The following is a 25,450-nucleotide window of genomic DNA, read 5'->3' on the forward strand; positions in this document are numbered from 1 at the left end:
TGAGCAATCAGATCGCTATGCTTAACAAGCCGCATGATGAGTGGACGTGGATAAGATGAACAAGAGAGGCACCCGGTTATGGCTGGGGTTGTGGTTGTGGTGTCTGCCGTGGTTGGCGATGGCGTGTGAGGTGCGATATTTCCAGACCGAGGCGCGTTACGCCTATCGCACGGCCGTACTGAAACTGCTGCTCGACAAGACGGCGGAGGCAGGCGCCTGTCCGTTGCGCGCCGAGTTCACAGGCGTCACCCAGGATCGCGGCCTGGCGCTGTTACAGGAAGGGCGCCTGGATGTGGTCTCGATGCCGACGACGATGGCGCGCGAACGCGCCATGCGTCCGGTGCGTTACGACATTCTCGCCGGACTGCTCGGTTATCGGGTGTTACTGATCAATCAGCAGCAGCAGGCGGCGTTCGCCGGGGTCAGGACGCTGCAGCAACTGCGGGCTTTTACCTTCGGCTTCGGTAGCCAATGGGCAGATCTGCCGTTGTTGCAGTACAACGGTTTCGACGTGGTCTCGACGCCCCATGCCGAGGCGCTGTTTGGAATGCTGGCGCGCGGCCGCTTTGAAGCCTTTCCTCGCGGGCTGAATGAAGCCTGGCTGGAGTTGGGCGAACAACAGGCCCGCTATCCGACACTGATGGTCGAACCGACACTGGCGCTCTACTATCCGTGGCCGGTTTACTTTTTTGTTGCCCGCGAGAACAGCGCGCTGGCGGAGCGGCTGCAACTCGGGATGCAGCGGGCGCTGGCGGATGGCTCGCTGCAGGCGCTGTTCCTGCGTTATCACGGCGATTTGATTCGGCAGGCCAGACTGGGTGAACGTCGGTTGTTTCGGCTGGCCAATCCCGGCTTGCCGCCGGGGACACCGGAGTCCGACACCCAGTGGTGGTTACCCGTGACCGATCTTTAGGCTGGACTTTGAGATCTATTCTCAATAAGATGCGCGCCATGAGTGTTATAACATAACATCTGGAGCCTGAGCATGAAGCCACACATCCATCCGCAATACCGCACTGTCGTGTTTCACGACACCGCTGCCGATGCCTATTTTGTCGTCGGTTCGACAATAGCGAGCACGCGCACCATCGTATGGGAGGACGGCAACACCTACCCGTATGTGACACTGGATGTCTCCAGCGCCTCGCACCCGCACTATACCGGCAAGCAGAAAGCCGTCTCCTCTGAGGGGCGCGTGGCCCGTTTCAATCACCGCTTCGGCCAGCTGGGTCTGGGCAAGGAGGGCGTATGAAGGTACTGGCCTCGTTGAAAACCGCCAAGTTGCGGCATCCTGACTGTCAGGTCGTCAAACGCCGTGGCCGCCTGTATGTGATTTGCAAATCGAATCCACGGTTCAAGGCTCGACAGGGCTGAAACAGATTATCCCTGCGCTTGCTCGGTGTTTGTCATCGCGGCGACCGCCTATACTCAAGGCCGTCGTGCATGCTGCACCGAGCCCTACCCAAGGAGTGATCATGAGCCATACCGTAACCCTGCAAGGCAACCCGGTTTCCGTAGCCGGCGATTTTCCGGCTGCCGGCAGCCAGGCCAAACCGTTCTCGCTGGTCGCCAAGGATCTGTCTGATGTGACCCTGGCCAGCTTCGCCGGCCAGCGCAAGATTCTGAACATTTTCCCGAGCATCGACACCGGCGTCTGTGCCACCTCGGTGCGCACCTTCAATGCCGAGGCCAGCGCCCTGGCCAACACGGTCGTGCTGTGTATTTCCGCCGATCTGCCGTTCGCCCAGGCGCGCTTTTGTGGCGCCGAAGGGTTGGACAAGGTGGTCACCCTGTCGACGATGCGTGGGGCCGAGTTCCTGCAGGATTACGGGGTAGCGTTCAGCTCAGGTCCGCTGGTAGGCCTGACGGCGCGGGCCGTCATCGTGCTGGACGAGCAGGACAAGGTACTCCACAGCGAGCTGGTGCCGGAAGTGGCGCAAGAGCCGAACTATGCCGCCGCGCTGGCGGCGCTGGCCTAAGACACGCCACGCCGTTCACCACAGGGGCCATGGGCCCCTGTTTTTTTGCGTGTTAAGTGCCCAAAAGCGGCTGCTTTTTTGCCCGCCCATGCGAAAGCGTTGTCATCTCCGGACTCGATTGTAAGCAAATGTAAAGTGTGCGATCCTGCCGCCGATCGGACATGTTCGAGACTATTTCAGGGATGGAAAGGCGCATGGTGAAGCGGATGGTTGCGTTGGCGGTGCTGTTGACGTTGGCGCAGAACAGCGAGGCAGAGATTTATCGCTGGATCGATAGCAAAGGGGTGGTCAACTACAGTACGACGCCGCCTGCAGTGCCGAAGTTGCAGGAGGTTAGGCCGATGATGAACACGCCGGCGGTCACCCGGCCTGATGTCTCGGATGATTCGTCCGAGAGTTATGCTGGCGATTCCCAGGAGTACGCATCAGACCAGGAGTATGGCTCGGAGGCCGGGGGCACCATGTCCGCAGCCAGCCTGTGCAGCGCGGCCAAAGCCAACTTGCGCAGCAGCCTTGAACAGTGGCGCCAGATTGGCAAGGAAGTCTATGAGTCTGGCAAAAACGACAAGGCACGCTACGAGCAGGGGATGGCGGCGATGAGTGAACTGGAGTCGATGCTGAAGGTGGGGCTCGATAACTGTGCGGCGGAATATCACAGTGAGCCAACCCTGCAGCGCGTGGTGGATTGTGCCGCCGCGCGGGACGACGGGATGGCGATCTACTGCCTGCGCTAGCCGGGCCGTTTACGGAGGCTCGGATCACCCCTTCGCGGTGCTCGACCCATATCCCCGCCTTGGCGGGGATATGTCGTTCAGGCCGGCTTCCGAGTTAGAACTCGTTGGACAACGCCTTGTAACCGCGCACCAGATCAATATTGGTATGGGCCACGTCTTCGGAAAATTCGGTGGCATCGGCGGTGACGCGCGGGATCTGGCTCAGATCGGTTTTCGGGCCGATGCGGGTTGTCGACGGCACGTAGAAGCCGGGCGGCAGATCGCAGCCATCTACCACGGCATTGTGTCGCACCACACAGCCCTCGCCGATGCGACAGTTGAACAGCACGCTGTTGAAACCGAGGAAGACGCGATCGCCGACTTCACACGGGCCGTGCACGATGGAGCGGTGGGCGATGGAGCTGAATTCGCCGATCACCACCTGGGCACCGGATTTGGAGTGGATGACGACGCCATCCTGAATGTTGGAGTTGGCGCCAATGATGATCGGCTCCATGTCGCCATGCTCATCGACCTCGTCGGCACGGATCACGACGTAGGGACCGACAAAGACATTCTCCTTGATGATCACCTTGCCACAGATGATGGCCGTTTTGTCGATATAGGCGGATTCATCGATGACCGGCAGATGGCCGGACGGGTTCTTGCGAATCATGCTGTTTCCTCGGCTGTGGGTGAAAAGTACTCACCGCCAGCCGGCCGCCAAGGCAGCCGGCTGGCTGGTGACGGGGAGTCAGATTACGTGACACCGTCGCCGCTGGAAACAAATTACTGGTCCGTCCCCTGCTCCGCAGGGTTAAACATGGCGTACAGCCGCTCCTCGAGCGAGGGCTCCGGCGCGGCCAGCACATCGCGAAACAGGGCTTCGAGTGGCTCGCGTACCGCGGCGCGGACAATGAATACCAGCCGGGTCTCCGCCTTGCCTTCCGGCCAGTCGCCGAGGGTGGTCAGCGGATAGAGCTGGCCGTGGACGCCATGGATCACCAGCGGCTGGCTTTCGCCGGCGAGCTGGACGATGCCTTTCAGACGCAGCAGCGAGTCGCCGAAGTGGGCCTGAATCGCCTCGACGGCCGCCAGTAGCCGGGCGGCGGCGATCGGCTGACCGAGGCGCAGACTGAAGCTGGTAATGTCACTGTGGGCCGAGACCGGTGTGCTCTGGGCGCCGATGGGCGCGTTGCCAGAGGCGACGGGACGCAGCGGTATCGCCAGCCCCAGTTGCTGTGCCTCGCTCCGCAGCCAGGCCAGCAGCTGGCGCACGTTCTTGCTGCGCTCCTGATCATAGGGGCCCATCTGATCCAGTACCGCCGGAGCGAGCTGGCCATGGTCGACCAGGTGTTGCGGTGCCGCCGGATTGAGCTGGGCCAGACGCGCCTGAAGCGCTGCCAGCGTGTCGGCATCGACGCGATCCTGCTTGCTGATCAGCAACTGGTCGGCCAGGGCGACCTGCTTTACCGCCTCATACTGGCGGGCCAGTTGTCCACCGATATGCTCAGCATCCACGACCGTCAGGGTGCCGTCGAAACGGTAACGCTGGGCGATAAAGTCATCCTGACGCAGCGTGAACAGCACGGGGGCCGGATCGGCCAGCCCGGTGGTCTCAATCAACAGGCGGCGGAACGGCTTGATCTCCCGGCGCAATGCCTTCATGAACAGCTCCTGCAGTGCACTGGCCAACGAGCCTTGCACCGAGCAGCAGATACAGCCGGAGTCGAGCACCATCACCTGCTCGTCTATCTTCTTCACCAGTTGATGGTCGAGACCGACGCTACCGAACTCGTTGATCAGTACGGCGCAATCGGCCAGTTCGGGCTGTTGCACCCAGTAATTGAGCAGCGTGGTCTTGCCACTCCCGAGGAAACCGGTGATCAGGTTGACGGGGATGCGGGTATCGGCAGCAGGGGTCATGACAGGGCTCCGGGAACAACGGGAGCCCTATTCTGCCTGTCACAGGCGGCAGTGCAAGTGTTCAGCGGCCACAGAGGGCGAGCGCCGCAGTGATGCGTCGCCGAATTTCAGTCCAGTCGCCGGCGGTCAGCAGCTCCGGTGTCACCAGCCAGGAGCCGCCACAGGCCACGACGGACGGTTGAGCCAGCCAGCTGCCGAGGTTGTCGGCACTGATGCCACCGGTTGGCATAAAGCGTACCGGGTAGACGGCGGCCAGCGCTTTGAGCATGGGCAGACCGCCAGAGGGCTCGGCGGGGAAGAACTTCAGCAGGGATAGCCCCAGCTCCAGCCCCAGCTCGATCTGGCTTGGATTATTGATGCCGGGAATGATCGGGATGCCGGCTTGCAGGCAGTGGCGCACCGTGGTGGGGTTCAGGCCCGGACTGACGACAAAATCGGCGCCGGCATCCATCGCCTGATCGGCCTGGGCCCCGGTCAGCACGGTACCGGCGGCCAGGCGCAGGGTCGGGCAAGCCTGGCGCAGGCGGCGGATGGCATCCAGTGCCGCCGGCGTACGCAGGGTGATCTCGGCGCAAGGCAGGCCGGCTGTCAGCAGGGTATCACCCAGGCGTTCGGCGTGGGTGGCGTCATGCAGTGTGATGACGGGGATCAGCCGCAGGCGACCGAGTTCGGCAATCAGATCCATGGTGGGCTCCGGTAACGGGTCATGGCGCCACTATAGCCGATGGAGCGCAGAAAAATAAAAGACCGCCGCAGCGGTCTGTTTGTCACATTCAGCGTCTACGCTGCTTCAGCGTACGTAACGGAAGTAGTACTGGCGAGTCGCCGGAGCGTAGGACTCGGCCTTGTTGTCAGTGAACAAGCTGTTCAGATTGAGGAGTGCTTTCATGGTTCACCTCGTCTCGTCAGTGTGTGTCTGGTTGCGGGCCGGCTTCAGCGCTGGTAGCTGAAGTAGTAGGCGCGGGTGGCCGGTGCATAACCGGAATGACGTTCGGTGTGCAGCAAGTTGCTCAGATTTTGATACAGTGCTTTCATGATTCACCTCGTGGTCAAGGGCTGTCTGGTGGCGACGTTGCGGCTTAGCGAACGTAGCGGAAGAAGTACTGACGGGTTGCCGGTGCATAGGTTGCGGCAGGGTCGGTATTCAGCAGTGCAGTCAGGTTTTGATACAGTGTCTTCATGATTCACCTCGTGGTGTTTTGTGACCTTCGTCACTGTTGATACTAGGTAATCTGTGATGGTGATCAAGCTATTTTTTTATGAAAACGCTTGATTTTATTATGATTACGTTTTCATGCTTACTGGTAAGACCAGTGTTCTGTGATGAGAGCGCTTGCAACGCGGCGGCCGACAGGCCACGCTGAAAAAAACGGAGTGACTCTAGTCGTAGCAGGAGGTCATATGCAGGTTCAGGTCCAACATCAACACGATCTTCATCGTTTCATCATCACGCTGCCGCAGGGGGTAGCGCGGCTGGAATACTCACTGCAGGAAAAGTGGGTCAATATCTTTCATACCTGGGTGCCGGACTCGTTGCGTGGTAAAGGGGTGGCCGATGCCCTGATGCGAGCCTGTGCCGACTGGAGTACACAGCAACATCTGCAAATGGTTGCGACCTGCAGTTATGCGTTGCGCTGGCTGGATCGGCATAAAAACCGCAAGTAATTGACGCGACGGCAGGCCGTCACGCGCCTGCCGCCAGTGCACCTGGTGTGTGGCCGTGGTCGCCTTGTTGCCGCATGGTGGCAGGCTGGCTCCGTAAGGGACTGCATGTCCACGACGATACTGCCGGCGCCATCAGGCAAGGTGGATGGGGGTCTGCCCCGTTGACCACAGGATGTGGACTCGTACCGGATATCTGTTCGGATATCTCTTTTTTCTCCCCCTTTGACATGCGCTATCTCCTGGCAACCCGGGTGGATCGCGTGCGTCCGCCGTTGAGCACCGGGGGCTGGCAAGGGATGCCGGCACTGATGGTCGATGGCGTCTGGATGGCTGCGGATTCCGGCTGCGGCTGCATCAGGTCGTGGCCACGCTTGCACACCAGGGTATCCCGTTGCCGGCTATCGTCAGCCAAAGCCAGCATGCGCTGGCGCCCGGCGATGTGTTATCCGCCCGCCATCGGGGGCATCAGTCGGTGGCAGGCCAGTTACGACAAGGCCGGCTTGGGGCCGGCCTTGTTTCATCATTCTTCTTCATCGTCGAAGTCATCATCGTCGTCGATGAAGTCATCATCATCCCAGGAGCCTTCGTCATCATCCCAATTGTCTTCGTAGCCTTCCTCCTCGTCGTCATCTTCCCAGAGGTCGTCATCAGGATCGTAATCGTCGTTGCCAGCCATCAATGGATCTCCTCGTGTGTGGGTGACGATTCAAGTCTAAACACATTTTGTGACGCAAACAGATCCCCGCCATAAAAAAACCGCGGGGCAACACGCAAAACCGATGGGATACAAGTTATCCCTTTAACGGCACTATCAGCATTTCACAGGGCACTTGATTCATCAGCTGGCGCGCCGAGGAGACCAGCAGACTCCAGAAGCTCTGATGGTGGCCGCAGACCAGCAGATCGACCCCATACTGCGCTACGGCATCCTGTACCCGTTCCCCCAGATCGCCAGTCACCAGCAAACGGCGCTCCAGCGGGTAGTCACAATGGGCCAATATGGTATCAAGCCGGGTTCGGGCGGAGTCCAGGTGCTGGTCCTGCACCGTTTGCAGATCGAGATCCACCAGTTCGCTGTAGATTTCGGCCATGTTGAGATCGACATGGATGACCGAGAGTCTGGCGTGTTGACTGCGGGCCAGCGCCACGGCGCGAGCCAGCAGCTGGGTATTGTCGCCCTCCAGATCGAGTGCGACCAGCAGATGTTGATAACAGGGTTGGGACATGGTGCCTCCTGATGACCATAGCGAGAGCCGGGTTATAGTGTGCGCCCCGGACGTGGGCCTGAAAACCAAAATATTCGAGTCATTATACGAACCTGATCACGCAGTATGATTGTCATCCGGGTCCTGCTGGCGTAGCCTGACCAAGATTCGTCTCTGGAGTGCTGTTATTTCAATCGCTTGCCATTAATGGTCTGCCCCTTGGTAGACCTGTCAGCAGGAGTGCCCGATGCTAGTTCCAGAACCAGAAATTGTCGGCTGTGTGGTGCGCAATGCCAACCCGGCCGGTTGCCAGGCAAGGGTGGCGCAACAGATCGCGGCGGTACGACAACGCGGAACCTTTGCCGCGCCGCGCCGGGTGCTGATCCTCGGTTCGTCGTCCGGATTTGGCCTGGCGGCACGGATCCAGCTGGCATTTGGCGGTGGCGCGGCCACCTTCGGTGTGGCCTATGAACGGGCACCCGACGCCGAACTGACCGGCAGTGCCGGTTGGCATAACCAGCAGGCCTTTGATCACTTTGCCGAAAGCGCCGGCTTGCAGGCGCAGAGCCGGTTTGCCGATGCGTTTTTGCCGCAGACGCGTCAGGCGGTCTTGGCGTGGATCCGCGAGCAGTGGGGTCAGGTTGATTTGCTGGTCTATTCATTGGCTAGCGGGGTGCGGGTGTTGGACGATGGCCGCCGTTGTCGGGCGGTGATCAAGAGCTTGCACAACCCACTGGAGGGGTGGGGGCTGGACCTGGCGGCAGAACAGCTGATCCGCCAGCAGGTGATGGTGGCCGCTGAACAGGAGCACCGGGATACCGTGACTGTCATGGGGGGCGAACCCTGGCAGCAGTGGGTGCTGGCGTTGCAGCAAGCCGGTTTGCTGGCGCCGGGGTTTCACACCCTGGCCTTTTCCTACGAGGGGCCGGCGTTGACTCATCCCTGGTACCGGGATGGGACCCTTGGTGCAGCAAAGCGGCACCTGCAGCAAACCGCCGATGCTCTGCGCATGGCATTGCGGCCACTTCAGGGTGATGCCCGTGTGGTGATGTGCAAGGCGTTGGTGACGCGAGCCAGCTTGGTGATCCCGTTTTTACCTGTCTATCTGATGCTGCTGATGGCCGTGATGAAAGACAAGGGGCTGCACGAAGAGTGCCCTCAGCAGATGGCGCGGCTGTTTGCCGATCAACTGTACGGCCCGGGTGCGCCGCGGTGCGATGCGCTTGGCCGCTGGCGCCTCGACGAGTTCGAACTCCGCCCCGATGTGCAGCATGCGGTGCTGGCCAGGCTGTCGGAACTGACCGCCGACAACTTCCGTCAGCTCGGCGATTACGCCGCAATGCGCAGCGAGCTGCTGCATCAGCACGGGTTCATGCCGATAGCGGGGTGATCCGGCGGCGCGCTGTCGCTACAATGGCGCCCCGCAACCGATCACAGCAGGAGAGTCAGGGTGTCACAGTCAACCATTGCCCGATGGGATGTCATCATCCTCGGTGCCGGTGCCGCCGGTTTGATGTGTGCCGCGCAGGCCGGCTATCGAGGGCGCCGAGTGCTGGTGCTGGATAATGCCAAGAAGCCCGGGCGCAAGATCCTGATCAGTGGCGGCGGGCGTTGCAATTTCACCAATTTGCAGGCGGGTCCTCATGCCTACGTCTGCCGCAATCCGCACTTCACCAAGTCGGCACTGGCACGTTACACCCAACGCGACTTCATCGATCTGGTGGAACGGCACGGTGTCGCGTACGAGGAGCGCGACCATGGCCAGCTGTTCTGTACTGAATCGGCCAAGGAGATAGTCCGTGTGTTGCTGACCGAGTGCGACTGGGCCGGCGTCACGCTACAGATGCAGACCGAGATCCTCAGCGTCGAGGCTCTGGAGAGCGGGTTTGCGTTAACCACATCTCGCGGTGTCCTGGCCTGCGAATCACTGGTCATCGCCACCGGCGGCTTGTCATTGCCGAAGCTGGGGGCGACGCCGCTAGGCTATCGTCTCGCCGAACAATTTGGTCTGCCGGTTGTCGCCACCCATGCCGGTCTGGTGCCGTTTACCCTGCATACCGCCGATAAAGAGGCCTTGGCCGAGCTGTCGGGTATCAGCCTGCCGGTGACCATGACTGCCGCCTGCGGTCAGTCGTTTACCGAGGCGCTGCTGTTCACCCACCGCGGGCTGTCCGGGCCGGCGGTATTGCAGGTGTCCTCCTATTGGACACCTGGTGAGGCGGTTGTCATCGATCTGTTGCCCGGACGCGATGTGGCTGACTGGTTGGTGCGGGCACAGCGAGAAAATGGCGCTCAGGAGCTGAAAACCCTGCTGGCGCGCGAACTACCGCGTCGTCTGGTGGAGAAGCTGATGGAACAGGGCGTGCTGCTGAACAAACCACTGCGTCAATACACCCCCCGCGAGTTGGCCGAGGCGGCCGAACGGCTGACGCACTGGACGCTGAAACCAAATGGCACTGAAGGCTATCGCACCGCCGAGGTAACGCTCGGCGGTGTGGATACCGATGCGTTATCGTCAAAAACCATGGCTGCTCGCGAGGTGCCCGGGCTCTACTTCATTGGCGAGGTGATGGATGTGACCGGCTGGCTTGGGGGCTTCAACTTCCAATGGTGCTGGAGCTCGGGCTGGGTGGCCGGCCAATATGCCTGATCACTCCATGGCTGAGCTTTCCAGGGCGCTGGAATAGAAGCGGTAGGTCTGCTTGCCACTGTGTTTGGCGGCATACATTGCCAGATCGGCGTGGTGAAACAGGGTGGTATAGCTGCAGCAATGAGCGCCACTGAGGCTGACACCAAAACTGGCAGAGACCGGCACCTGTCCGCCGCTGACCTCGTCGGCCAGCTCGGTGATGCGTTGTTGCAGGCGCTCGAGAATCGGTGGTAATTCGCCAATCCCATTGCTCAGCGGAAAGGCGAGGATGAATTCATCGCCGCCCAGCCGCGCCACCAGATCGCCCAAGCGGGTTTCAGCAAGCAGCGCCTGGGCGACCCGCTGGAGTAACCGATCGCCGTGGGAGTGGCTGAGCTGATCGTTGACCTGCTTGAAGTTATCCAGGTCCATCAGACAGATAGCAATCTCAAAGGAGCGATCCGGTTGTTGTAACAAGGTCTCCAGCCGCTGCTGAAAGTAGCGTCGGTTGTAGAGTCCGGTCAGACTGTCACTATTGGCTTGCTGGCGCAGATCAATCCGTTGGCGCTCCAGTTTGCGGTTCTGACTCTTGAGGCGTAGATAGCGTTCTATGCTCCGTTCGGTACCGATTACCACGACCAGAGTCAGCGTCAGCAGACACAACAACAGCCAGTGGGCGGTATGGCTCACTGGCAGTGCATCGTAACCGTAAATGGTCAGCACCCAACGACGCTCGGGAATGGCGATCGGATAATCAAAACGCAAGCTGGCCTGGTGCGTCTGCGGGCGGGGGCGATTGCTGGCGATGACCCTGTCCTGATCATCCCGATCGGCCAGTTGCATCACAAACCGGCTTTGTCGCGGAGAGCCGAACTCATTCTGCAGCAAGACTTGTGGCGTGAGCAGCAAGATGACAAAACCGCGGAATCCTGAGCCCGGCATCGGCTCGGCGCGCCCCGGAACGCTAACCGGATAGTAGATGGCTACCGACTTCCCGGCCCCGGGATGACTCAAATTGGCAAACACGGGCGTCGTAAACGCCAGACCGGTTTGCATGCTTTGGCGTCGTAACGCCTCATTGCCGGGGCGGCCATGCACGTCGAGCCCGATCAGGCCTGGGTCAACCTGTACCGACTGCGACAGAAAGTGGATGGGCAAATAGTAGTCGCGCTGCGGCGCGCGCACCCTGTGGTGCCCGGGTTCGACTAAATCGATGATACCCAGTTGATGACCGGTATGCTGGCGCAGCTGCTGCTCGAACTCAGCGCGTTGGGTGGCGGAGACGTAAGGCGTCCACATGATGGCCGCGATTTCGTGTTCATCCCGCACCATGTAGCGCGCATAACGCGCAAACTCGTCACCTGTCACCAGGTCAGACACCGTGAACAGGGCCGCGAAACCGCGGCCGATCTGGGTGGCGCGGGTAAACAGCAGGCTGGCTCTCACCCCTTGCTCATAGGCTTCCTTCTGCCATTCCGCTTCCGCCAGGGCCTGTTCGCCAGCGCGCTGCTCAACATAGACATAGGTCGATACCAGCAGCCCGGAGAGGAGCATGAAAGCGGTGATCAGCCATTTGAAGACGATGCGGCTACCCGGGCTCTTCATGTTGACCTCATCCGACTGCGTAAGGAGGCTGCCGGCAGCGCGTTGCCGACAGCTCAGTGACCATAAAGGCGATCATGGTGAAGTTGGCGACGTTTGTCCAACGGCGCACTCCGCAGGTTGACCTGACTCACTGCGGTGGCCGCTGGCCTGTCATGGCCGCTCAACGGGCACGCAGCCAGACCGCCTGTTCCCAACGCTGTTGCTTGCTGAGCCGACTTTGGCTGGCGTTCGCCGGACTGGTGGATGGCAGGACGATGAGCTGGTAGCGCGTGGCCCATTCTGGATAAACGCTCAGCAGATGACGCCTGAATAGCTGCCAGGCCGTATTGCCGTTAAAGACGATGCGTTCGATGTGCGGGTGTTGATCCAGAAACGGCGCCAGGGCGTTGGCTTGCTCGCTGTCGCGTTCGATCTGGCTGTCGAGGCTGCCCGAGCGGCGACAGGAGTGCAGCACATCCCATAAGGCAACCTGTTGCGCCAGCAAGCACTGACAGCGCTCGGTATAACTCGCCTGCCGGGCACCCGGTGCCCGCTGCGCCTGATACATCAGCTCCCAGAACAGGTTGCGCGGGTGAGCGTAGTACTGCTGCTGCGCCAGCGAATGGGTACCGGGCATCGAACCCAGCACCAACAGGCGGGCATCGGGCGCACACAGCGGGGCCAATCCTTGCAGTGTCATCTGAACTCCAGCCGGGGGGCGATGGCAGCCACTTTAGTCTGTTTTGTGCTGTCGAGGTAGTTCATTACAAAATGGTCTCAAATGAGAATATAATTTTTAATATGGACAAAAGATCAAGCCTGACGTTTATTGCCTGTTTCCAGATCAGGAAATAAAGAGATTCTGTCAGATAAAACAGGTTTATTAAATAGTAATTTTACAGCTTGAGATTTCTGTGTTTGATTTAATCAAGCCATGGCGATTTATAAAAAATCAGTTCGCAAATTTTAGCGGATTGTTATCGTGTGTTATTCCATCGTGTGTGGAGAAATTTGCCATGAAAAAAATAGTTTATGTTATTGGTGACCGTTTTATTAATTTCAATGGAATGGATGGCGCCGTACTTTATTCGGACTGGTGCATTCTCCGTACCGGCGATGCGCTGCGGCAGGCCATTTATATTCCGGGACAAGGATTGACCACCGAACAGGCATTCCAGATTCTGGATAGCTCATTACGCATCGCCAGCGAAGAGGGCTGGCAATTCGATTGGCCAAGCCTGCAACTGGCCAGCCGGCAGCAGACCCACAAGCAGCGACCTGAGAATATTATTATTACCGCACCGGTCATGGCGGGGGATTGTATATTTGAATCCAGTCTTGTTTTGCAACGAGATAATGAATTGTTACTGGATCATACTACCGGCTTTCATATTCAGGGCATGGTGTTTCTCGAGGCGACGAGACAGGTGTCTACTGCCGTGGTGGATATTGTCTATCCCAAGGGTGAAAATTATTATGTCATGCATGATATTCATGCAGATTATTTAAGTTTTGCCTTCCCGATTGAAACGAAAATAATATTGAAATTACACGAGGAGGGGATTAATGACGAGGGAAATGAATCGTTCGTTGTCCGGCTGGATTTTATTCAGAATGGTCGCAAAATCGTCACCACGTCAGGCCGTTTCACGGCCATCACCCGCCAGTTGATGCTGGATCGGGAACAGCGCCTGGCGCAGATGACGTTGCAAAAAGGCTGCCGTTCGCTGCAGAAGCGTTTGCACCCGGCTCCCATGCTGAGTCGCGTCTAAAACGGGTTACGGAGCCGTGGCAACGCCATGGCTCCGCTTGCGTGGTCTGCATAGTGAGGTGTGATATGTGGTACTCCCTTTCTGCGATTGCTGTCGATCTGGACGGCGTGCTATTGCGTGATACCTTCAGTCCGATCCTGCAGCGCCTGGTGAGGCGCTATGGTGGTCATTACAGTCGCCAGCTGGAGGCGCGTCTATTCTCTTGTACTCAGCGGCTGGCGGCTCAGGCGCTTATTGACGAGCTCGATCTTGCGCTGACCCCGGAGTCGGTGATTGCCGATTATTTTGCCTGTCGCGCCGAATACCTGATCGACCATGATGCCGGCCTGCTGCCAGGGGCGGCGGCATTCATCGCCCGCCTGAGTCGTCTCGATGTGCGCCTCATCTGTTACGGTGGTCTGGAGGAGGCGCAGATCGATGCCGCATTTGCGCCCTGTCGACCGGCGTTCGAGCGTTATGTCTGCACCGATGCCTTTCGCCCCGGCGTGGTCGAGATCGTCCGCGATATTCTGGATGAGCCGCCACAGCAGGTGCTGTTCATCGATGACGTCAACCGGGTCGCCAGCGCGGCGCAGGCATTGGGTTGCCCGTTTATCGGTATCACCGGGGATCATCCGCTCCCTTGGCAGGCCGAGGCCATGGCGCAGCAAGGGGTGCGCTTCCGGCTGGATGCCGTGAGCCAGATTAGCGATGCGCTGCTGCGGCAAATTGCGCGAGATCCGGCGTGTTGCTACCTGCCGCGCGCGCAGTGGGCGACATCGGCCGCCGAACTGGCTAATCGGTGAGCTTAGGTTCAGCTGGGACGTGTCATACTGAGGGCTGAAAATGACAACCACGAGGAAACCCATATGCGCACAGTGTCCCTGTTCACTCCGTTTCTCCTGCTGATGACGTCGCTGCTGGCGGCCTGCCAGGCAACGACAGAGCCTGCGGTCGACACGGTGGCGGCCAAGTCCGTACTGAGTGGCGAGGTGTGGTATCGTCAGCGCAGTGCCTTGCCCCCGGATGCGGTCCTCGAGGTCAGTCTGCTGGATGTATCGCGGGCCGATGCCCAGGCGACGGTGCTTGCGCACCAGAAAGTTGAGCCGGCAGGACAGGTCCCAATCCGATTCGCGCTGGCCTACGAGGCAACGCAAATCAAGCCGAATATGAGCTATGCCGTACAGGCAACGATTCGCCAGGGCAACAAGCTGCTGTTTATCAATACGGAGCGTTTCGCGGTGCTGACCCGTGGTGCGCCGACCGATCAGGTCAAGGTGCGGGTCGATCCGGTATGACGCCATGAGGTGATTGCCAGCGGCGCTGGCTTGCTCCATGCTGCACAGGCAACCGTCAGGGTTGCCTTTTTTCTGTCTGGAGGCGGCAATGAGTCAATGGAAACTGGTAGTCGGCAACCGTAACTACTCATCCTGGTCACTGCGTGGCTGGTTGGTGCTGCAGCATAGCGGGCTGCCGTTCAGCTGTATCGACCTGCAACTGCAATCGGCGGAGTTTGCCGCCGAAGTGGCACGCTATACCCCTGTGGGTAAGGTTCCGGTGTTGCTGGTGGGGGAGATGGCCATCTGGGATTCGCTAGCCATTGCCGAGTTTGTTGCCGAGCAAAGAGCGGATATCTGGCCTGCCGATCCGCTGGCCCGAGCCCGGGCGCGCAGCCTGTGTGCCGAAATGCATGCCGGCTTCGGGGCGTTGCGTCAGCAAATGCCGATGAACCTGCAGGCGCGCGACCGGCAAGTCCCGCTGCGACCGGAGCTGGCGGCGGACATTGCCCGCATTGAGGCGATCTGGAGTCAGACCCGTCAGCAGTTTGGTGCTGTCGGGCCCTGGTTATTCGGCCACTGGAGTATCGCCGATGCGTTTTTTGCGCCAGTGGCGGCCCGCTTTCGCAGCTATGGTGTCGCCATCGGGGAGGAGGCCGCCCGTTATCAGCAGACGCTGCTGGCGGATCCGGCCATCGAGCAGTGGCTGGCCGACGGCGTCGACCAAGGCATCATCTCTGCTGCCGAGGTGGGGCTGCGCTGAGGCCTGGCCGGAGGTCAGGCGCTTTTGCCAAACAGCTGCAGCAGGTAATCGGCGACGCCATCCTCGTCGTTGGTCAACGCACGGGGGTGGTCTGGCAGCGCGTCTTTCAGGCGTGAATGAGCATTGCCCATCACGACACCCCGGCCGACCATGGTCAGCATTTCACGATCATTCATGCCATCACCAAACGCGATGGCATCGGCCAGGTGATAGCCGTTCTGTTCCAGGACGGCTTTGACCGCGTTGCCCTTGTTGACGCCTTTTTGCATCGTTTCAAGGCAGGTCGGGGTCGAGAAGGCGATGCTCAAGCGATCACCGTAGTAACTCAGCAACCTGTGCTCCAGCTCCAGCAGATCCTCGTGTTCGCCGACGAAGAAAATCTTGTTGATCTGCTGTTTGTCGCAGGCCACCAGATCCTTGACCCGGTAGCTGAAACCCGAGTCCTTGTGGTAGGCCAGCAACTCCGGGCTTTCAGCTTCGACCAACCATTCATCGCCTTGATAAACATGCAAGGCGATGTCGGGGTGCCGCTCGACTTCGACCAGCTCCTGTGCCAGCGCAGCAGGGATGGTCTGGTTATAAATGCAGTGATCCTGAGGGTCGTGTACTACGGCGCCGTTCGCCGTAATCAGGTAGATATCCAGGCCCAGCGCATCGCGAATGCTTTGCACATCGATATGATGCCGGCCAGTGGCCACCACGAAGCGGATGCCACGCGCGGTCAGCGCATGCAGGGTGCGGCGGGTATGTGGGGAAATCTGGTGATGGTTATTCAGCAGGGTACCATCGAGATCGGAGACGACGACCTTGTACATAAACGGACCTCAGAAACACGAAAAATCGGTGGCAGCTTAACCGATTCTCCGCGTGACTGAAATCACATTTTTCACTCGAAAGTTACGACTTCTGTTTGAAGAAATCGAGCATCGCCGTCAGTGCCGGGATCCGGTAGTCGTCACTTTCATTAAACAGTTCGTGGCGTGCCCCGGCGATCTGCAACACATCGCCACTGCTGCAGGGGTGGCCGCCGGCGCGCATCTGCTGGCAGAATGCGCGCTGACTGTCGTTGTCGACCACGCTGTCGTCTCCGGCCTGTAGTACCAGCAGCGGGGTGCGGAGCGTGCGGCCCCGTGCCGTGGCCTGGGCGGCAGCATGGAGCGCCTCATTCACCCAGCGTGCGGTTGGCCCACCCAGTTGCACCTCGGGATAGGCCCGGTAGGTATCACGGAACCAGGCATAGCGGACGGCATCATGGCTCAGCTCGTTGTCGGCAAAGGGCACCGGATCATAACCACCCTGCCCGGGCGCATAGGGGGACTCAATGCCCAGCAACTGGGTCACGCCATCCAGCAACCAGGTGACGAAACGCGCCAGCCAGTTTGGCAAGGCACCGAGCGCGATGCCGAACATCGGCGCACTGAGGGCCGCGGCGGTGACATCTTCCGGGTACTGGTGCAGATAATTGACGGCGATGGCGCCCCCCATGGAGTGGGAGAGCAGGAACAGATGAGTGGGCTGATCGGCCATGACCACCTGATCGCGAAACACCTTCAGATCCCGGACATAGTCGTCAAAGTGCACCACGTGGCCCTTGTGCGGGTCGGTCAGCAGGCGCCCGGAGAAGCCCTGGCCGCGATGATCGTACAGATAGACACTATAACCTTGCTGATACAGGTCGTAGGCCAGCTCCTGATACTTGATATAGCTTTCGATGCGGCCATTGACGACCAGGATGGCATCGTGGCTGGCCGGATTGCGCAGTGCGACATACCGCAGCGGTACTCCGTCGACCCCACTGATCTCACCCGGTTGCGCGTGCTGATGCCAGAACTCGGGCAGCGTTTGCTGGTAAAACTCGGGCAGAGTGGCTGCCGTTTGCAGATGATAAGGATTGTCCATAGCCAGCGCGCGACCCGTTAGCGTGAGGATAAACACCAGTAACCAGCCCGTGCGGGCACCAAACGTCATGCCGATTGTCTCAATGAGCTCCTGTTCTGGCCGGCAGTATAAAGGAAAATTGCCGGCCAGATCGCGGTTTCCCGCGTCTGAAAGCGGGTTTCAAGCGGCCTTTTTGTTTGAAAAGGGTATCAAAGTGTCATGCGGTCGTTACGAGATGACATCCTCGTCGCCAAAGGCCGCATCCTGCTGGCGGGCTTGCCAGGCGGCCTTGCTCAGTTGCATCTGTTGCCACCAGGTGTCGTCGGCCAGCAGGCTGCCGTCGTCGGCGATGGCCGGATAGGGCAGGTGCTTCATGCGGCAGACGCGGGCCAGCACCGGATAGCCGCGCTCGAACAGCAGCCGGTCCTGTTCGACACGGGGCAGCTGGCAGCTTTGCGCGTAGCGGCCGACCAACTGCCGCTGGCGCTGGGCCTCGTACAGGATCAACGCGCCAGCCACCGAGACGTTCAGCGACTGCGCCATGCCGACCATCGGAATGATGATGTCCTGGTCGGCCAGCGCCAGGGCCTCGGCGCTGATGCCGTGCTTCTCGGCCCCGAACAGGATCGCCGTCGGGCGTGTGTAGTCGATGTCACGAAAATCCACCGCCCGCTCGGAGAGGTGAGTGGCCAGGATCTGCATCCCCTGCTGGCGCAGTTGGCCGACCGCCTCGTGAATCGTCTCGTGGCGCTCGACCTTGACCCAGTAGTGACTGCCCTTGGCGGCATGGGTGTGCATGCGCATGCGGCGGGGCCAGACGGCATGGACCTCCGGGATGCCGACAGCATCGCAGGTGCGGATCAGTGCGGCAAGATTATGCGATTTGTTGACCTCTTCCATGCAGACGGTGAGGTCGGGTTGGCGCAACGCCAGCATCTGGCGGATGCGGGCAAGACGTTCTGGATTCATCGGCTCCTCGCGAGCGGGTTACTGGCGACTGCGACTGACGCGCAGGACATCGGGCATGACGCGGATCTTGCGCATCACGTCCGCCAGATGGATACGGCTGCGGGTGGTGATCAGCAGGTTGACCTGATAGACGCGGGCGTCTTTCTCTTCGGTGCTGATGCTCTGGATATTGGCGCCCGTGGCGGCAATGGTGTTTGCCAATTGGGCCAGAACCCCCTGATGGTTGATCACCTCGATCTGGATGCCGGTGCGGAACTCATGCTCGGCACTGACCTCCGGATCCCATTGCACCGGCAGGTACTTGTCCGGCTCGCGGCTGTAGCCACGAATGTTGCGGCAGCTTTCGAGGTGAATGACCAGCCCTTTACCGGGGCTGATGTGGGCGACGATCGGATCGCCGGGGATGGGGCGGCAGCAGTTGGCAAAGGTGACCAGCATGCCATCGGCCCCCTTGATTGGCAGCTTGCGCACATGTTGTGGCAGCGCGTGTTCGATATTCAGCTCTTCGACGTTGCCGAGCAGGCGGCGGGCAATCACCACGCTCATGGCATTGCCAAGGCCGATGTCTGCCAGCAGGCCGTCCAGGGAATCGTGCTTGGTGTCCTGCAGGACTTTGGCGATGTTCTCCGGCGCCAGCTCCTCGAGGCGCTTGCCACCCAGTGCATGCCCGAGCAGGCGACGGCCCAGGACGATGGACTCTTCGCTGCGCAGGTTTTTCAGGAACTGGCGGATCTTGGTCCGGGCGCGTGAGGTGACGACGAAATTCAACCAGGCGGCATTGGGTCTGGCATTCGGTGCCGTGATGATCTCGACCGTCTGCCCGGAGGTCAGTGGCCGGCTGAGCGGATACGGCTGGCGATCGACCCGTGAACCAACGCAGGCATGGCCGATATCCGTGTGTACCGCATAGGCAAAATCGACTGGCGTGGCGCCGGCCGGCAACTCCATGATGCGTCCTTCCGGTGTAAAGACGTAGATCTCGTCGGGGAACAGATCGGTCTTGACGCTTTCAATGAATTCAAACGAGCTGCCGGCACTTTGTTGCAGCTCGAGCAGACTCTTCATCCAGCGTTGGGCGCGGCGTTGTGCCGTGGTGCTGGAGCTGTCACCATCCTGCTTATAGGCCCAGTGGGCCGCGACCCCCTTGTCGGCCATCTGATCCATGTACTCGGTACGGATCTGCACTTCGACCGGAACCCCATGCGGGCCGACCAGGGAGGTGTGCAGCGACTGGTAACCGTTGGTCTTCGGTATGGCGATGTAATCCTTGAACCGGCCCGGGCGTGGCTTATACAGGCTGTGCATCTGGCCAAGCACCCGGTAACAGGTGTCGATATCCTGCACTATGACGCGGAAGGCATAGATATCCATCACCTCATGGAACTGGACCTCTTTCTTCACCATCTTGGTGTAGATGGAGTAGAGGTGTTTCTCGCGTCCCTTCACCTCGGCTCGGATATGCACCTCGCCGAGGCGACCACGGATCTCCTGCATGATGGAGTCGATGATCTCCTTGCGGTTACCGCGGGCACGTTTGACCGACTCGCGCAGCACGCGGGCGCGCATCGGGTAAAGCGCTTCGAACCCCAGCTCTTCGAGCTCGGTCTTCATGCTGTGGATGCCCAGGCGGTTGGCGATCGGGGCAAAGATTTCCAGTGTTTCGCGGGCAATGCGGCGGCGCTTGTCCGGGCGCAGCGCACCGAGGGTGCGCATATTATGGGTTCGGTCGGCAAGCTTGATCAGGATGACACGGATGTCCTGCACCATCGCCATCACCATCTTGCGGAAGTTTTCGGCCTGCGCTTCCTTGTGATCACGAAACTTCAGCTTGTCGAGCTTGGAGACGCCATACACCAGTTCGGCAACCGCATCACCAAACAGGTGGGCCAATTGCTCCTTGGTGATGGCGGTGTCTTCGATGACATCGTGCAGCAGGGCCGCCATCAGCGTCTCGTGGTCAAGATGCATGTCGGCCAGGATGCGGGCCACGGCGACCGGGTGGGTGATGTAGGGTTCGCCACTGGAACGGCTTTGCCCCTCGTGGGCATCGCGGGCGATCAAATAGGCGTGCTGAACCCGTTCCACCTGTTCGGCGGGTAGATAGGTGCTGATCAGCTCTTTGAGATGTTGAAACAGGTACAAGGCCTACTCCGGCTCACGTCATACTGCGAGGTGCAGCAGCAGCTCCCGGCAGGGAGGTGATCCTGAGTGTGCTGCCAAACGCCGAAATTGTAAATCAGGCTCGAAGCGACGGCACCGGACGGCACCGTCGCCGGGAGGGATCAGAGCATCAGGCCGCGGCCTTCAGTCAGGACAGAAACGGCAGCCAGTTCAGCGGCTTCCTGCTCCTGCAGATCCTGACGATCCTGGGCATCCATGAATTCGGTGGAGATCAGGCCTTCTTCGATCTCGCGCAGGGCGATGACGGTCGGCTTGTCATTCTCTTCGTCAACCAGCGGGTCACGACCTTGAACGGCGATCTGACGCGCGCGGCGGGCGGCGATCAGCACCAGATCAAAGCGGTTGCCTACCTGTTTAACAGCATCTTCAACGGTTACGCGTGCCATGGGGACTCCAGCAGGTAAAAAATGAGGCGAAAGTGTACTCGATATCAGCTTATCCCGCCAGTAGCTGATCCAGCAAGCTGGCATGGCGCAACTGTTGGGCTGGCAAGCGGGTGCGCTCGGCCCGAATGATACCGATCAGCTCGCCGAGTGCGGTTTCAAAGTCATCATTGACGATCAGGTAGTCGTATTCGTTGTAGTGGCTCATTTCGGCCACGGCCTGATCCATGCGATTGCGGATCACCTCGGCACTGTCCTGACCGCGGCCATGCAGACGCTGCTCCAGGATCGGCAGACTGGGCGGCAGGATGAAGATTGAGCGCGCAGATCCCAACTGGTCCCGGACCTGACGGGCGCCCTGCCAGTCGATGTCGAGGAACACATCGATGCCCTGTTCCAGACAACGCTCAATGGTCTCGCGTGATGTCCCGTAGTAGTTGCCAAACACCTCGGCCCACTCGAAGAAGGCACCGCGCTCGATCTGTGCCTGGAATTCGGCCTTGTCGACGAAGTGGTAATGCACTCCGTCCGCTTCACCCGGGCGCATCGGGCGCGTGGTATGCGAGATGGAGATCTGCATACGGCGATCGACGTTGTAACGCTCGAGCAGGGCGGACAACAGACTGGATTTACCGGCTCCGCTGGGGGAGGAGACGATGAAGAGGGTGCCAAGATGGGCCATATCTGAACCTATGCATTCGGCTGCGCGGCGTTGACAGGCAACACGGCACAGGGGAAATCGGGATGACGAATAAGGCGGCTAAGGATAGCAGAGGAGGGTGGATAAAAAAAAGCCGGGCACGAGGCCCGGTAAACAACTGTAGCTTGCTGCGGAAGTGCCCTCCACGCAGGAACAGTTGTACCCCATGCCCGGTTGTCCTGCTGCAGGTTATTCCTTAATCAGACTTCGGTTTTTTGTTTTTTGGATGATAAATTCATATATATCAATGTATTAACGTTGCCTGACAACTTAAACGGCAGCTAAACGATTCATCAGTAGTGTGATCATGCACCGTGACTTGACAAAAAAGGGCCGGCAGTGCCGGCCCCGAATAGGGTCGCGTGTTATCAGGCCAGCGCCTGACTCCCCTGCAGGCGCCACTTCTTCAGCGCCAGCGCTGTCATGCCGGTCACGGTTGCGCCGGTCGCCATGCACAGCAGGGCCAGCAACGGGTGGTTCATCGCACCCAGCAACGCAACGATGGGGCCGCCGTGGGCGACGCTGTTGGTGATGCCGAACAGGAAGGCCATGACAGCGGCGACCATGCTGCCGAGCACATTGGCCGGGATCACCGCCAGCGGATCGCGGGCGGCGAATGGAATCGCGCCCTCGGAGATCCCCACCAGGCCCATGGCTCCGGCGGCCTTGCCGGCTTCCAGCTCGCTCCCGTCGAAGATGTTCAACTTGCGCCCCAGCGTGGTTGCCATTGCCATGCCCAGTGGTGCGACAGGGATGGCGCAAGCCATGGCGCCCATGAATTGGGTCTGGCCAGAGGCGATCAGCCCGACGGAAAACAGGAAGGCAACCTTGTTCACTGGGCCACCCATGTCAAACCCGGCCATGCCGCCCAGCACTATGCCCAGCAGTACCAGACTGCCACCGCTCAGCGAGACCAGCATCTGGTTCATCGCGGCCATCAGATCGGCAATCGGTGCGCCGATGACGAAGATAAACATGGCGGCAATGAATAGCGAACCCGTGATCGGCGCTATCAGGATCGGCACCAGCGGCTGCAGCATCTTGTGGTAGTGGCGCGCGGTGATCCAGCGGACCAGATAGCCGACCAGCAGACCGGCGAGGATGGCGCCGATGAAGCCGGTACCGGCGGCCGCACCGTAGAAACTGCCGTCGTTGGCAATCCAGCCACCGATGAGACCGGGGGCCAGTGCCGGCCGATCGGCGATGGCATATGCAATATAGCCGGCGAGGATCGGGATCATCAGTTTGAAGGAGACTACGCCCAGGTTGAGGATCTGGTTCCACAAGCTGCCTTCAGGGATCTGCATGCCATTGGGGGTCGGATCACCGCCAATCGCCAGGGCCAGCGCAATCAGCAGGCCGCCGGTGACGACAAACGGAATCATGTGTGACACCCCGTTCATCAGTACCCGGTACAGTTCACCGCGCATGCCGCCGGTTTGTGCCTTGGCCTGGCGCTGCTGCTCGCTGGCATCCGGTTGATAGGCGGCGGCATGCAGTGCCTTCTCGATCACGACCTTGCCATCGTGAATCGGCGCCTTGACGCTGGTCTGTAACAGCGGCTTGCCGGCGAAACGGAGCAGGTCGACCTGGCGATCGCTGGCGACGATCACCGCCTTGGCGCGGGCGATCTCATCACTGCTCGGGCTGTTTTTGACACCGATGGAGCCGTTGGTTTCGACCTTGATCGCGTAGCCCAGTTCAGCGGCCGCTTTCTCCAGCGCTTCGGCAGCCAGATAGGTGTGGGCGACGCCGGTCGGGCAACCGGTCACGCCGATCAGCAGTCCCTGATCGGCCGGGCGAGCCGGCGTTGTTTCGGCTTTGGCCTCATAAAACAGCGCTGCCGCCGCCGCCGCACTGGGTGCCGCCAGCAGGCGCTCGATAAAGCCGGTTTCGATTAGCCGCGAGGAGAGTTCGGCCAGTACCTCGACATGCTGATTGGCGCCATTGGCCGGTGAGGCAATCATGAAGAACAGTCGTGACGGTTGGCCATCCTGGGCGCCGTAGTCGATGCCGTTGCGGCTGATGCCGATGGCGACCGCCGGCTTCACGACGGCGGCACTCTTGGCGTGGGGCAGCGCTATACCCTCTTCGAATCCGGTATTGTCGATCTCCTCGCGGGCCCAGAGATCAGAGACAAATTGCTCGATATCGTTGATCCGACCATCGGCGGCCAGACGCGCAGCCAGTTCGCGGAACACCCCGTCCTTGTCGCTCGCCGCCAGCTGCAGACTGATCAGCCGCTCATTGATGAGTGATGTGATCATGACACCCTCCTCGGGTAAGTTGATAACGCTTGCAGTATCGATGGCCTGACGCGGTGGGAAAATCGGACAAATGTGTCGTTAACTGGATTTTTGTCACATCAGGCATGATGTGTGAACTTGCTCACAGGTAGTGTGGTTTGAAAGGCATCTGATTAGCTGAAGCTAACCTATCGTTTTATATGTAATTTTATCTGGCAGTGAGCGATGGTGCGGACGGGGCCTGATGCGTCGTGCGTCTGGTGAGTAGCAAATTTGTGAGGCATGCCTTGGCGGCAAATGGCCGCCAAGGCACCCTGTGGCGGATTAAGGCTGATTACCGGCTCGGGCGAAACGACCCATCGCCGATACCTGATAATGCCGGGTCGAGGCCGGGATAAACGCCGACTGCCCCGGCTGCAGAGTCAGGCTCTGGTCTGCATTGTCGCTCAGGGTTAGAGGCCCATCGATGGCAAACAGAATTTCTGCTCCTTGCGATGCCAACGCATGGGCTCCGGCAGGGTAGACGCTGAATGTGAAATCGGGGACAGGAACCGGGTAGTGGCAGATCTTGCCGTCACGCTGCGGGGTCAGCTTCAGGCTGCTGGCATCGCGGCCGCGGCACAGGGTGCAGTGCAGCAGTTCGTCGACATCGATATGTTTTGGTGTCAGGCCGGCGCGCAACACGTTGTCCGAACTGGCCATGATCTCAAGACCGGTGCCGCGGATGTAGGCGTGCGGAGTACAGGCATCCAGGTACATGGCTTCGCCGGGTTGCAGCGTCAGAACATGTAGCAGCAGCGGTGCAAACAGACCGACATCGCCGGGGTATTGCTGGGCCAGGCTGCTGATGACGGCGAAGGTTTCCTCATCTTGCCAGCGTTGTGCGGCGTCGAGCAACGCCTGCAAGGCCCGGGTCTTGGTGTCGCCGCTGAGGGTCAGCAGGGCACGAAAAAAAGCAGCGAGGCCGGCTTCATCCGGCTGCGCGGCCAGCGCCGCGGTCAGCGGTGTCAGCTGTGGTATGGCGACGCGGGCAAACAGCGCCTGTATCTCGGGGATGGGGCGGAAGGCGTTCATCGCCTGATACGGCGTCAGCGCAAACACCAGCTCCGGTTTGTGATTGTCGTCGCGATAGTTGCGGTTGGGGGCCGTGGCTGCCAGGCCGGCTGCGTTGTCCCGCGCAAAGCCGGCTTCGGCCTGTGCCTTGCTCGGATGCACCTGCACCGACAGCGCTTTTTCGGCGGCCAGCACCTTGAACAGGTACGGCAGGCGGCCATAACGTGCCGCCGTGTCGGCGCCGAGTGCCCGGGCCGGGGCGGCGGCGATCCAGGTATCGAGTCGGACCTCGCCCTCGGGCGTGACTAATTGTGAACAGCCGTTGGGATGGGCCCCCATCCAGAGTTCGGCCTGGGGTTCGCCGCTCGGGTTGGGCAGTGAAAACAAGCGGCTGAGGGAGTCCCGACTGCCCCAGTCATAGTGTTGCAGCGGGTTGTGCATCAAAAAGAAGGCTGGCTGGCTCATCGGATTTCCCCTTGAGTGCGAGTCGAACATGGGTAGCAGACCAGAATGGAAACGGACTATAGCATGCCGCAATCCGGTGGCTG

General features: G+C 60.1%; 28 protein-coding genes. 12 read left to right on the top strand and 16 right to left on the bottom strand.

What is annotated here, in order from left to right; all coding sequences use genetic code 11:
* The first annotated feature begins 55 nt into the window (after window positions 1-55).
* From ACFOSS_RS05435 to ACFOSS_RS05455, 5 genes are all read left to right on the top strand, one after another.
* The gene (locus ACFOSS_RS05435; RefSeq protein ID WP_377151117.1) at window positions 56-913 is read left to right on the top strand and encodes a substrate-binding periplasmic protein; all 858 of its coding nucleotides are present in this window, start codon (window positions 56-58) and stop codon (window positions 911-913) included.
* 72 nt (window positions 914-985) lie between these two features.
* Entirely contained in the window at window positions 986-1,252 is a 267-nt protein-coding gene (locus tag ACFOSS_RS05440) for a type B 50S ribosomal protein L31 (protein ID WP_377151118.1), read from the top strand.
* Window positions 1,249-1,374 carry a type B 50S ribosomal protein L36 gene (gene ykgO, locus ACFOSS_RS05445; RefSeq protein WP_377151119.1) on the top strand — a complete coding sequence of 42 codons (126 nt, stop codon included), beginning with the start codon at window positions 1,249-1,251 and terminating at the stop codon, window positions 1,372-1,374. The genes ACFOSS_RS05440 and ykgO overlap by 4 nt, the downstream gene beginning before the upstream one ends.
* A gap of 101 nt (window positions 1,375-1,475) precedes the next feature.
* On the top strand, window positions 1,476-1,979 hold the full coding sequence (gene tpx, locus ACFOSS_RS05450) for a thiol peroxidase (protein WP_377151120.1): 504 nt from the start codon (window positions 1,476-1,478) through the stop codon (window positions 1,977-1,979).
* Between the two features lie 194 nt (window positions 1,980-2,173).
* On the top strand, window positions 2,174-2,713 hold the full coding sequence (locus ACFOSS_RS05455) for a DUF4124 domain-containing protein (RefSeq protein ID WP_377151121.1): 540 nt from the start codon (window positions 2,174-2,176) through the stop codon (window positions 2,711-2,713).
* A gap of 94 nt (window positions 2,714-2,807) precedes the next feature.
* On the opposite strand, the gene ACFOSS_RS05460 is transcribed toward ACFOSS_RS05455, so the two are convergent.
* The 3 genes from ACFOSS_RS05460 to eda all read right to left on the bottom strand — a co-directional run bounded on the left by ACFOSS_RS05460 (window position 2,808) and on the right by eda (window position 5,303).
* Window positions 2,808-3,368 (bottom strand): gamma carbonic anhydrase family protein, encoded by a 561-nt coding sequence (locus ACFOSS_RS05460; RefSeq protein WP_377151122.1) that lies wholly within the window; start codon window positions 3,366-3,368, stop codon window positions 2,808-2,810.
* Between the two features lie 113 nt (window positions 3,369-3,481).
* The gene (locus ACFOSS_RS05465; RefSeq protein ID WP_377151123.1) at window positions 3,482-4,618 is read right to left on the bottom strand and encodes a CobW family GTP-binding protein; all 1,137 of its coding nucleotides are present in this window, start codon (window positions 4,616-4,618) and stop codon (window positions 3,482-3,484) included.
* A 61-nt stretch (window positions 4,619-4,679) separates the two neighbouring features.
* Entirely contained in the window at window positions 4,680-5,303 is a 624-nt protein-coding gene (gene eda, locus ACFOSS_RS05470; protein WP_377151124.1) for a bifunctional 4-hydroxy-2-oxoglutarate aldolase/2-dehydro-3-deoxy-phosphogluconate aldolase, read from the bottom strand.
* A gap of 716 nt (window positions 5,304-6,019) precedes the next feature.
* On the opposite strand from eda, the gene ACFOSS_RS05475 reads away from it, so the two are divergent.
* Entirely contained in the window at window positions 6,020-6,283 is a 264-nt protein-coding gene (locus ACFOSS_RS05475; RefSeq protein ID WP_377151125.1) for a GNAT family N-acetyltransferase, read from the top strand.
* Between the two features lie 232 nt (window positions 6,284-6,515).
* On the opposite strand, the gene ACFOSS_RS05480 is transcribed toward ACFOSS_RS05475, so the two are convergent.
* From ACFOSS_RS05480 to ACFOSS_RS05490, 3 genes are all read right to left on the bottom strand, one after another.
* On the bottom strand, window positions 6,516-6,704 hold the full coding sequence (locus ACFOSS_RS05480) for a hypothetical protein (RefSeq protein WP_377151126.1): 189 nt from the start codon (window positions 6,702-6,704) through the stop codon (window positions 6,516-6,518).
* A gap of 99 nt (window positions 6,705-6,803) precedes the next feature.
* Window positions 6,804-6,959, bottom strand: a complete 156-nt coding sequence (locus tag ACFOSS_RS05485) for a hypothetical protein (RefSeq protein ID WP_377151127.1) — start codon at window positions 6,957-6,959, stop codon at window positions 6,804-6,806.
* Between the two features lie 115 nt (window positions 6,960-7,074).
* On the bottom strand, window positions 7,075-7,509 hold the full coding sequence (locus ACFOSS_RS05490; RefSeq protein ID WP_377151128.1) for a universal stress protein: 435 nt from the start codon (window positions 7,507-7,509) through the stop codon (window positions 7,075-7,077).
* A 226-nt stretch (window positions 7,510-7,735) separates the two neighbouring features.
* Here ACFOSS_RS05490 and fabV point away from each other — a divergent pair, with 226 nt between their 5' ends.
* Window positions 7,736-8,878 (top strand): enoyl-[acyl-carrier-protein] reductase FabV, encoded by a 1,143-nt coding sequence (gene fabV / locus ACFOSS_RS05495; protein ID WP_377151129.1) that lies wholly within the window; start codon window positions 7,736-7,738, stop codon window positions 8,876-8,878.
* Between the two features lie 75 nt (window positions 8,879-8,953).
* Window positions 8,954-10,138 (top strand): BaiN/RdsA family NAD(P)/FAD-dependent oxidoreductase, encoded by a 1,185-nt coding sequence (locus tag ACFOSS_RS05500; protein WP_377151221.1) that lies wholly within the window; start codon window positions 8,954-8,956, stop codon window positions 10,136-10,138.
* On the opposite strand, the gene ACFOSS_RS05505 is transcribed toward ACFOSS_RS05500, so the two are convergent.
* Together ACFOSS_RS05505 and ACFOSS_RS05510 are read right to left on the bottom strand one after the other, a co-directional pair.
* Window positions 10,139-11,722, bottom strand: coding sequence for a sensor domain-containing diguanylate cyclase (locus ACFOSS_RS05505; RefSeq protein ID WP_377151130.1), 1,584 nt, complete (start codon window positions 11,720-11,722; stop codon window positions 10,139-10,141).
* Between the two features lie 160 nt (window positions 11,723-11,882).
* Complete coding sequence (locus ACFOSS_RS05510; RefSeq protein WP_377151131.1) at window positions 11,883-12,401, bottom strand: DNA-deoxyinosine glycosylase; 519 nt, start codon at window positions 12,399-12,401, stop codon at window positions 11,883-11,885.
* Window positions 12,402-12,615: 214 nt separating this feature from the next.
* Here ACFOSS_RS05510 and ACFOSS_RS05515 point away from each other — a divergent pair, with 214 nt between their 5' ends.
* From ACFOSS_RS05515 to ACFOSS_RS05530, 4 genes are all read left to right on the top strand, one after another.
* On the top strand, window positions 12,616-13,473 hold the full coding sequence (locus tag ACFOSS_RS05515) for an AfsA-related hotdog domain-containing protein (RefSeq protein ID WP_377151133.1): 858 nt from the start codon (window positions 12,616-12,618) through the stop codon (window positions 13,471-13,473).
* Window positions 13,474-13,538: 65 nt separating this feature from the next.
* A complete protein-coding gene (locus ACFOSS_RS05520) occupies window positions 13,539-14,258 on the top strand; it encodes an HAD family hydrolase (protein WP_377151134.1) in 720 nt (239 codons plus the stop codon).
* Window positions 14,259-14,321: 63 nt separating this feature from the next.
* Window positions 14,322-14,750: a YbaY family lipoprotein gene (locus ACFOSS_RS05525; protein WP_377151135.1), complete on the top strand. Its 429-nt coding sequence runs from the start codon at window positions 14,322-14,324 to the stop codon at window positions 14,748-14,750.
* An 88-nt stretch (window positions 14,751-14,838) separates the two neighbouring features.
* Window positions 14,839-15,492 (top strand): glutathione S-transferase family protein, encoded by a 654-nt coding sequence (locus ACFOSS_RS05530; RefSeq protein ID WP_377151136.1) that lies wholly within the window; start codon window positions 14,839-14,841, stop codon window positions 15,490-15,492.
* A 14-nt stretch (window positions 15,493-15,506) separates the two neighbouring features.
* On the opposite strand, the gene ACFOSS_RS05535 is transcribed toward ACFOSS_RS05530, so the two are convergent.
* The 8 genes from ACFOSS_RS05535 to manA all read right to left on the bottom strand — a co-directional run bounded on the left by ACFOSS_RS05535 (window position 15,507) and on the right by manA (window position 25,367).
* Window positions 15,507-16,307 carry a Cof-type HAD-IIB family hydrolase gene (locus ACFOSS_RS05535; protein WP_377151137.1) on the bottom strand — a complete coding sequence of 267 codons (801 nt, stop codon included), beginning with the start codon at window positions 16,305-16,307 and terminating at the stop codon, window positions 15,507-15,509.
* A gap of 82 nt (window positions 16,308-16,389) precedes the next feature.
* The gene (locus tag ACFOSS_RS05540; protein ID WP_377151138.1) at window positions 16,390-17,460 is read right to left on the bottom strand and encodes an alpha/beta fold hydrolase; all 1,071 of its coding nucleotides are present in this window, start codon (window positions 17,458-17,460) and stop codon (window positions 16,390-16,392) included.
* 138 nt (window positions 17,461-17,598) lie between these two features.
* On the bottom strand, window positions 17,599-18,339 hold the full coding sequence (gene trmH / locus ACFOSS_RS05545; protein WP_377151139.1) for a tRNA (guanosine(18)-2'-O)-methyltransferase TrmH: 741 nt from the start codon (window positions 18,337-18,339) through the stop codon (window positions 17,599-17,601).
* Window positions 18,340-18,357: 18 nt separating this feature from the next.
* Window positions 18,358-20,481 (bottom strand): bifunctional GTP diphosphokinase/guanosine-3',5'-bis pyrophosphate 3'-pyrophosphohydrolase, encoded by a 2,124-nt coding sequence (gene spoT, locus ACFOSS_RS05550; RefSeq protein ID WP_377151140.1) that lies wholly within the window; start codon window positions 20,479-20,481, stop codon window positions 18,358-18,360.
* 140 nt (window positions 20,482-20,621) lie between these two features.
* Entirely contained in the window at window positions 20,622-20,906 is a 285-nt protein-coding gene (gene rpoZ / locus ACFOSS_RS05555) for a DNA-directed RNA polymerase subunit omega (protein ID WP_377151142.1), read from the bottom strand.
* Window positions 20,907-20,955: 49 nt separating this feature from the next.
* Window positions 20,956-21,585, bottom strand: a complete 630-nt coding sequence (gmk, locus tag ACFOSS_RS05560; RefSeq protein WP_377151143.1) for a guanylate kinase — start codon at window positions 21,583-21,585, stop codon at window positions 20,956-20,958.
* Between the two features lie 386 nt (window positions 21,586-21,971).
* Window positions 21,972-23,870: a PTS fructose transporter subunit IIABC gene (locus tag ACFOSS_RS05565; RefSeq protein WP_377151144.1), complete on the bottom strand. Its 1,899-nt coding sequence runs from the start codon at window positions 23,868-23,870 to the stop codon at window positions 21,972-21,974.
* Window positions 23,871-24,173: 303 nt separating this feature from the next.
* Window positions 24,174-25,367, bottom strand: a complete 1,194-nt coding sequence (manA, locus tag ACFOSS_RS05570; protein ID WP_377151145.1) for a mannose-6-phosphate isomerase, class I — start codon at window positions 25,365-25,367, stop codon at window positions 24,174-24,176.
* Between the last annotated feature and the right edge of the window lie 83 nt (window positions 25,368-25,450).

It is taken from the genome of Pseudaeromonas sharmana (assembly GCF_042649925.1).
Classification (GTDB): Bacteria; Pseudomonadota; Gammaproteobacteria; order Enterobacterales; family Aeromonadaceae; genus Pseudaeromonas; species Pseudaeromonas sharmana.

Coding starts and splice junctions, on each gene's coding strand:
- ACFOSS_RS05465 (WP_377151123.1), bottom strand. CDS start 4,618: ATGACCCCTGCTGCCGATACCCGCATCCCCGTCAACCTGATCACCGGT.
- ACFOSS_RS05485 (WP_377151127.1), bottom strand. CDS start 6,959: ATGGCTGGCAACGACGATTACGATCCTGATGACGACCTCTGGGAAGAT.
- gmk (WP_377151143.1), bottom strand. CDS start 21,585: ATGGCCCATCTTGGCACCCTCTTCATCGTCTCCTCCCCCAGCGGAGCC.
- ACFOSS_RS05530 (WP_377151136.1), top strand. CDS start 14,839: ATGAGTCAATGGAAACTGGTAGTCGGCAACCGTAACTACTCATCCTGG.
- ACFOSS_RS05480 (WP_377151126.1), bottom strand. CDS start 6,704: ATGCTGGCTTTGGCTGACGATAGCCGGCAACGGGATACCCTGGTGTGC.
- fabV (WP_377151129.1), top strand. CDS start 7,736: ATGCTAGTTCCAGAACCAGAAATTGTCGGCTGTGTGGTGCGCAATGCC.
- ykgO (WP_377151119.1), top strand. CDS start 1,249: ATGAAGGTACTGGCCTCGTTGAAAACCGCCAAGTTGCGGCATCCTGAC.
- ACFOSS_RS05540 (WP_377151138.1), bottom strand. CDS start 17,460: ATGACGTTTGGTGCCCGCACGGGCTGGTTACTGGTGTTTATCCTCACG.
- ACFOSS_RS05490 (WP_377151128.1), bottom strand. CDS start 7,509: ATGTCCCAACCCTGTTATCAACATCTGCTGGTCGCACTCGATCTGGAG.
- ACFOSS_RS05455 (WP_377151121.1), top strand. CDS start 2,174: ATGGTGAAGCGGATGGTTGCGTTGGCGGTGCTGTTGACGTTGGCGCAG.
- ACFOSS_RS05435 (WP_377151117.1), top strand. CDS start 56: ATGAACAAGAGAGGCACCCGGTTATGGCTGGGGTTGTGGTTGTGGTGT.
- ACFOSS_RS05525 (WP_377151135.1), top strand. CDS start 14,322: ATGCGCACAGTGTCCCTGTTCACTCCGTTTCTCCTGCTGATGACGTCG.
- ACFOSS_RS05520 (WP_377151134.1), top strand. CDS start 13,539: ATGTGGTACTCCCTTTCTGCGATTGCTGTCGATCTGGACGGCGTGCTA.
- rpoZ (WP_377151142.1), bottom strand. CDS start 20,906: ATGGCACGCGTAACCGTTGAAGATGCTGTTAAACAGGTAGGCAACCGC.
- ACFOSS_RS05460 (WP_377151122.1), bottom strand. CDS start 3,368: ATGATTCGCAAGAACCCGTCCGGCCATCTGCCGGTCATCGATGAATCC.
- ACFOSS_RS05475 (WP_377151125.1), top strand. CDS start 6,020: ATGCAGGTTCAGGTCCAACATCAACACGATCTTCATCGTTTCATCATC.
- ACFOSS_RS05440 (WP_377151118.1), top strand. CDS start 986: ATGAAGCCACACATCCATCCGCAATACCGCACTGTCGTGTTTCACGAC.
- ACFOSS_RS05510 (WP_377151131.1), bottom strand. CDS start 12,401: ATGACACTGCAAGGATTGGCCCCGCTGTGTGCGCCCGATGCCCGCCTG.
- ACFOSS_RS05505 (WP_377151130.1), bottom strand. CDS start 11,722: ATGAAGAGCCCGGGTAGCCGCATCGTCTTCAAATGGCTGATCACCGCT.
- trmH (WP_377151139.1), bottom strand. CDS start 18,339: ATGAATCCAGAACGTCTTGCCCGCATCCGCCAGATGCTGGCGTTGCGC.
- ACFOSS_RS05535 (WP_377151137.1), bottom strand. CDS start 16,307: ATGTACAAGGTCGTCGTCTCCGATCTCGATGGTACCCTGCTGAATAAC.
- tpx (WP_377151120.1), top strand. CDS start 1,476: ATGAGCCATACCGTAACCCTGCAAGGCAACCCGGTTTCCGTAGCCGGC.
- ACFOSS_RS05565 (WP_377151144.1), bottom strand. CDS start 23,870: ATGATCACATCACTCATCAATGAGCGGCTGATCAGTCTGCAGCTGGCG.
- eda (WP_377151124.1), bottom strand. CDS start 5,303: ATGGATCTGATTGCCGAACTCGGTCGCCTGCGGCTGATCCCCGTCATC.
- manA (WP_377151145.1), bottom strand. CDS start 25,367: ATGAGCCAGCCAGCCTTCTTTTTGATGCACAACCCGCTGCAACACTAT.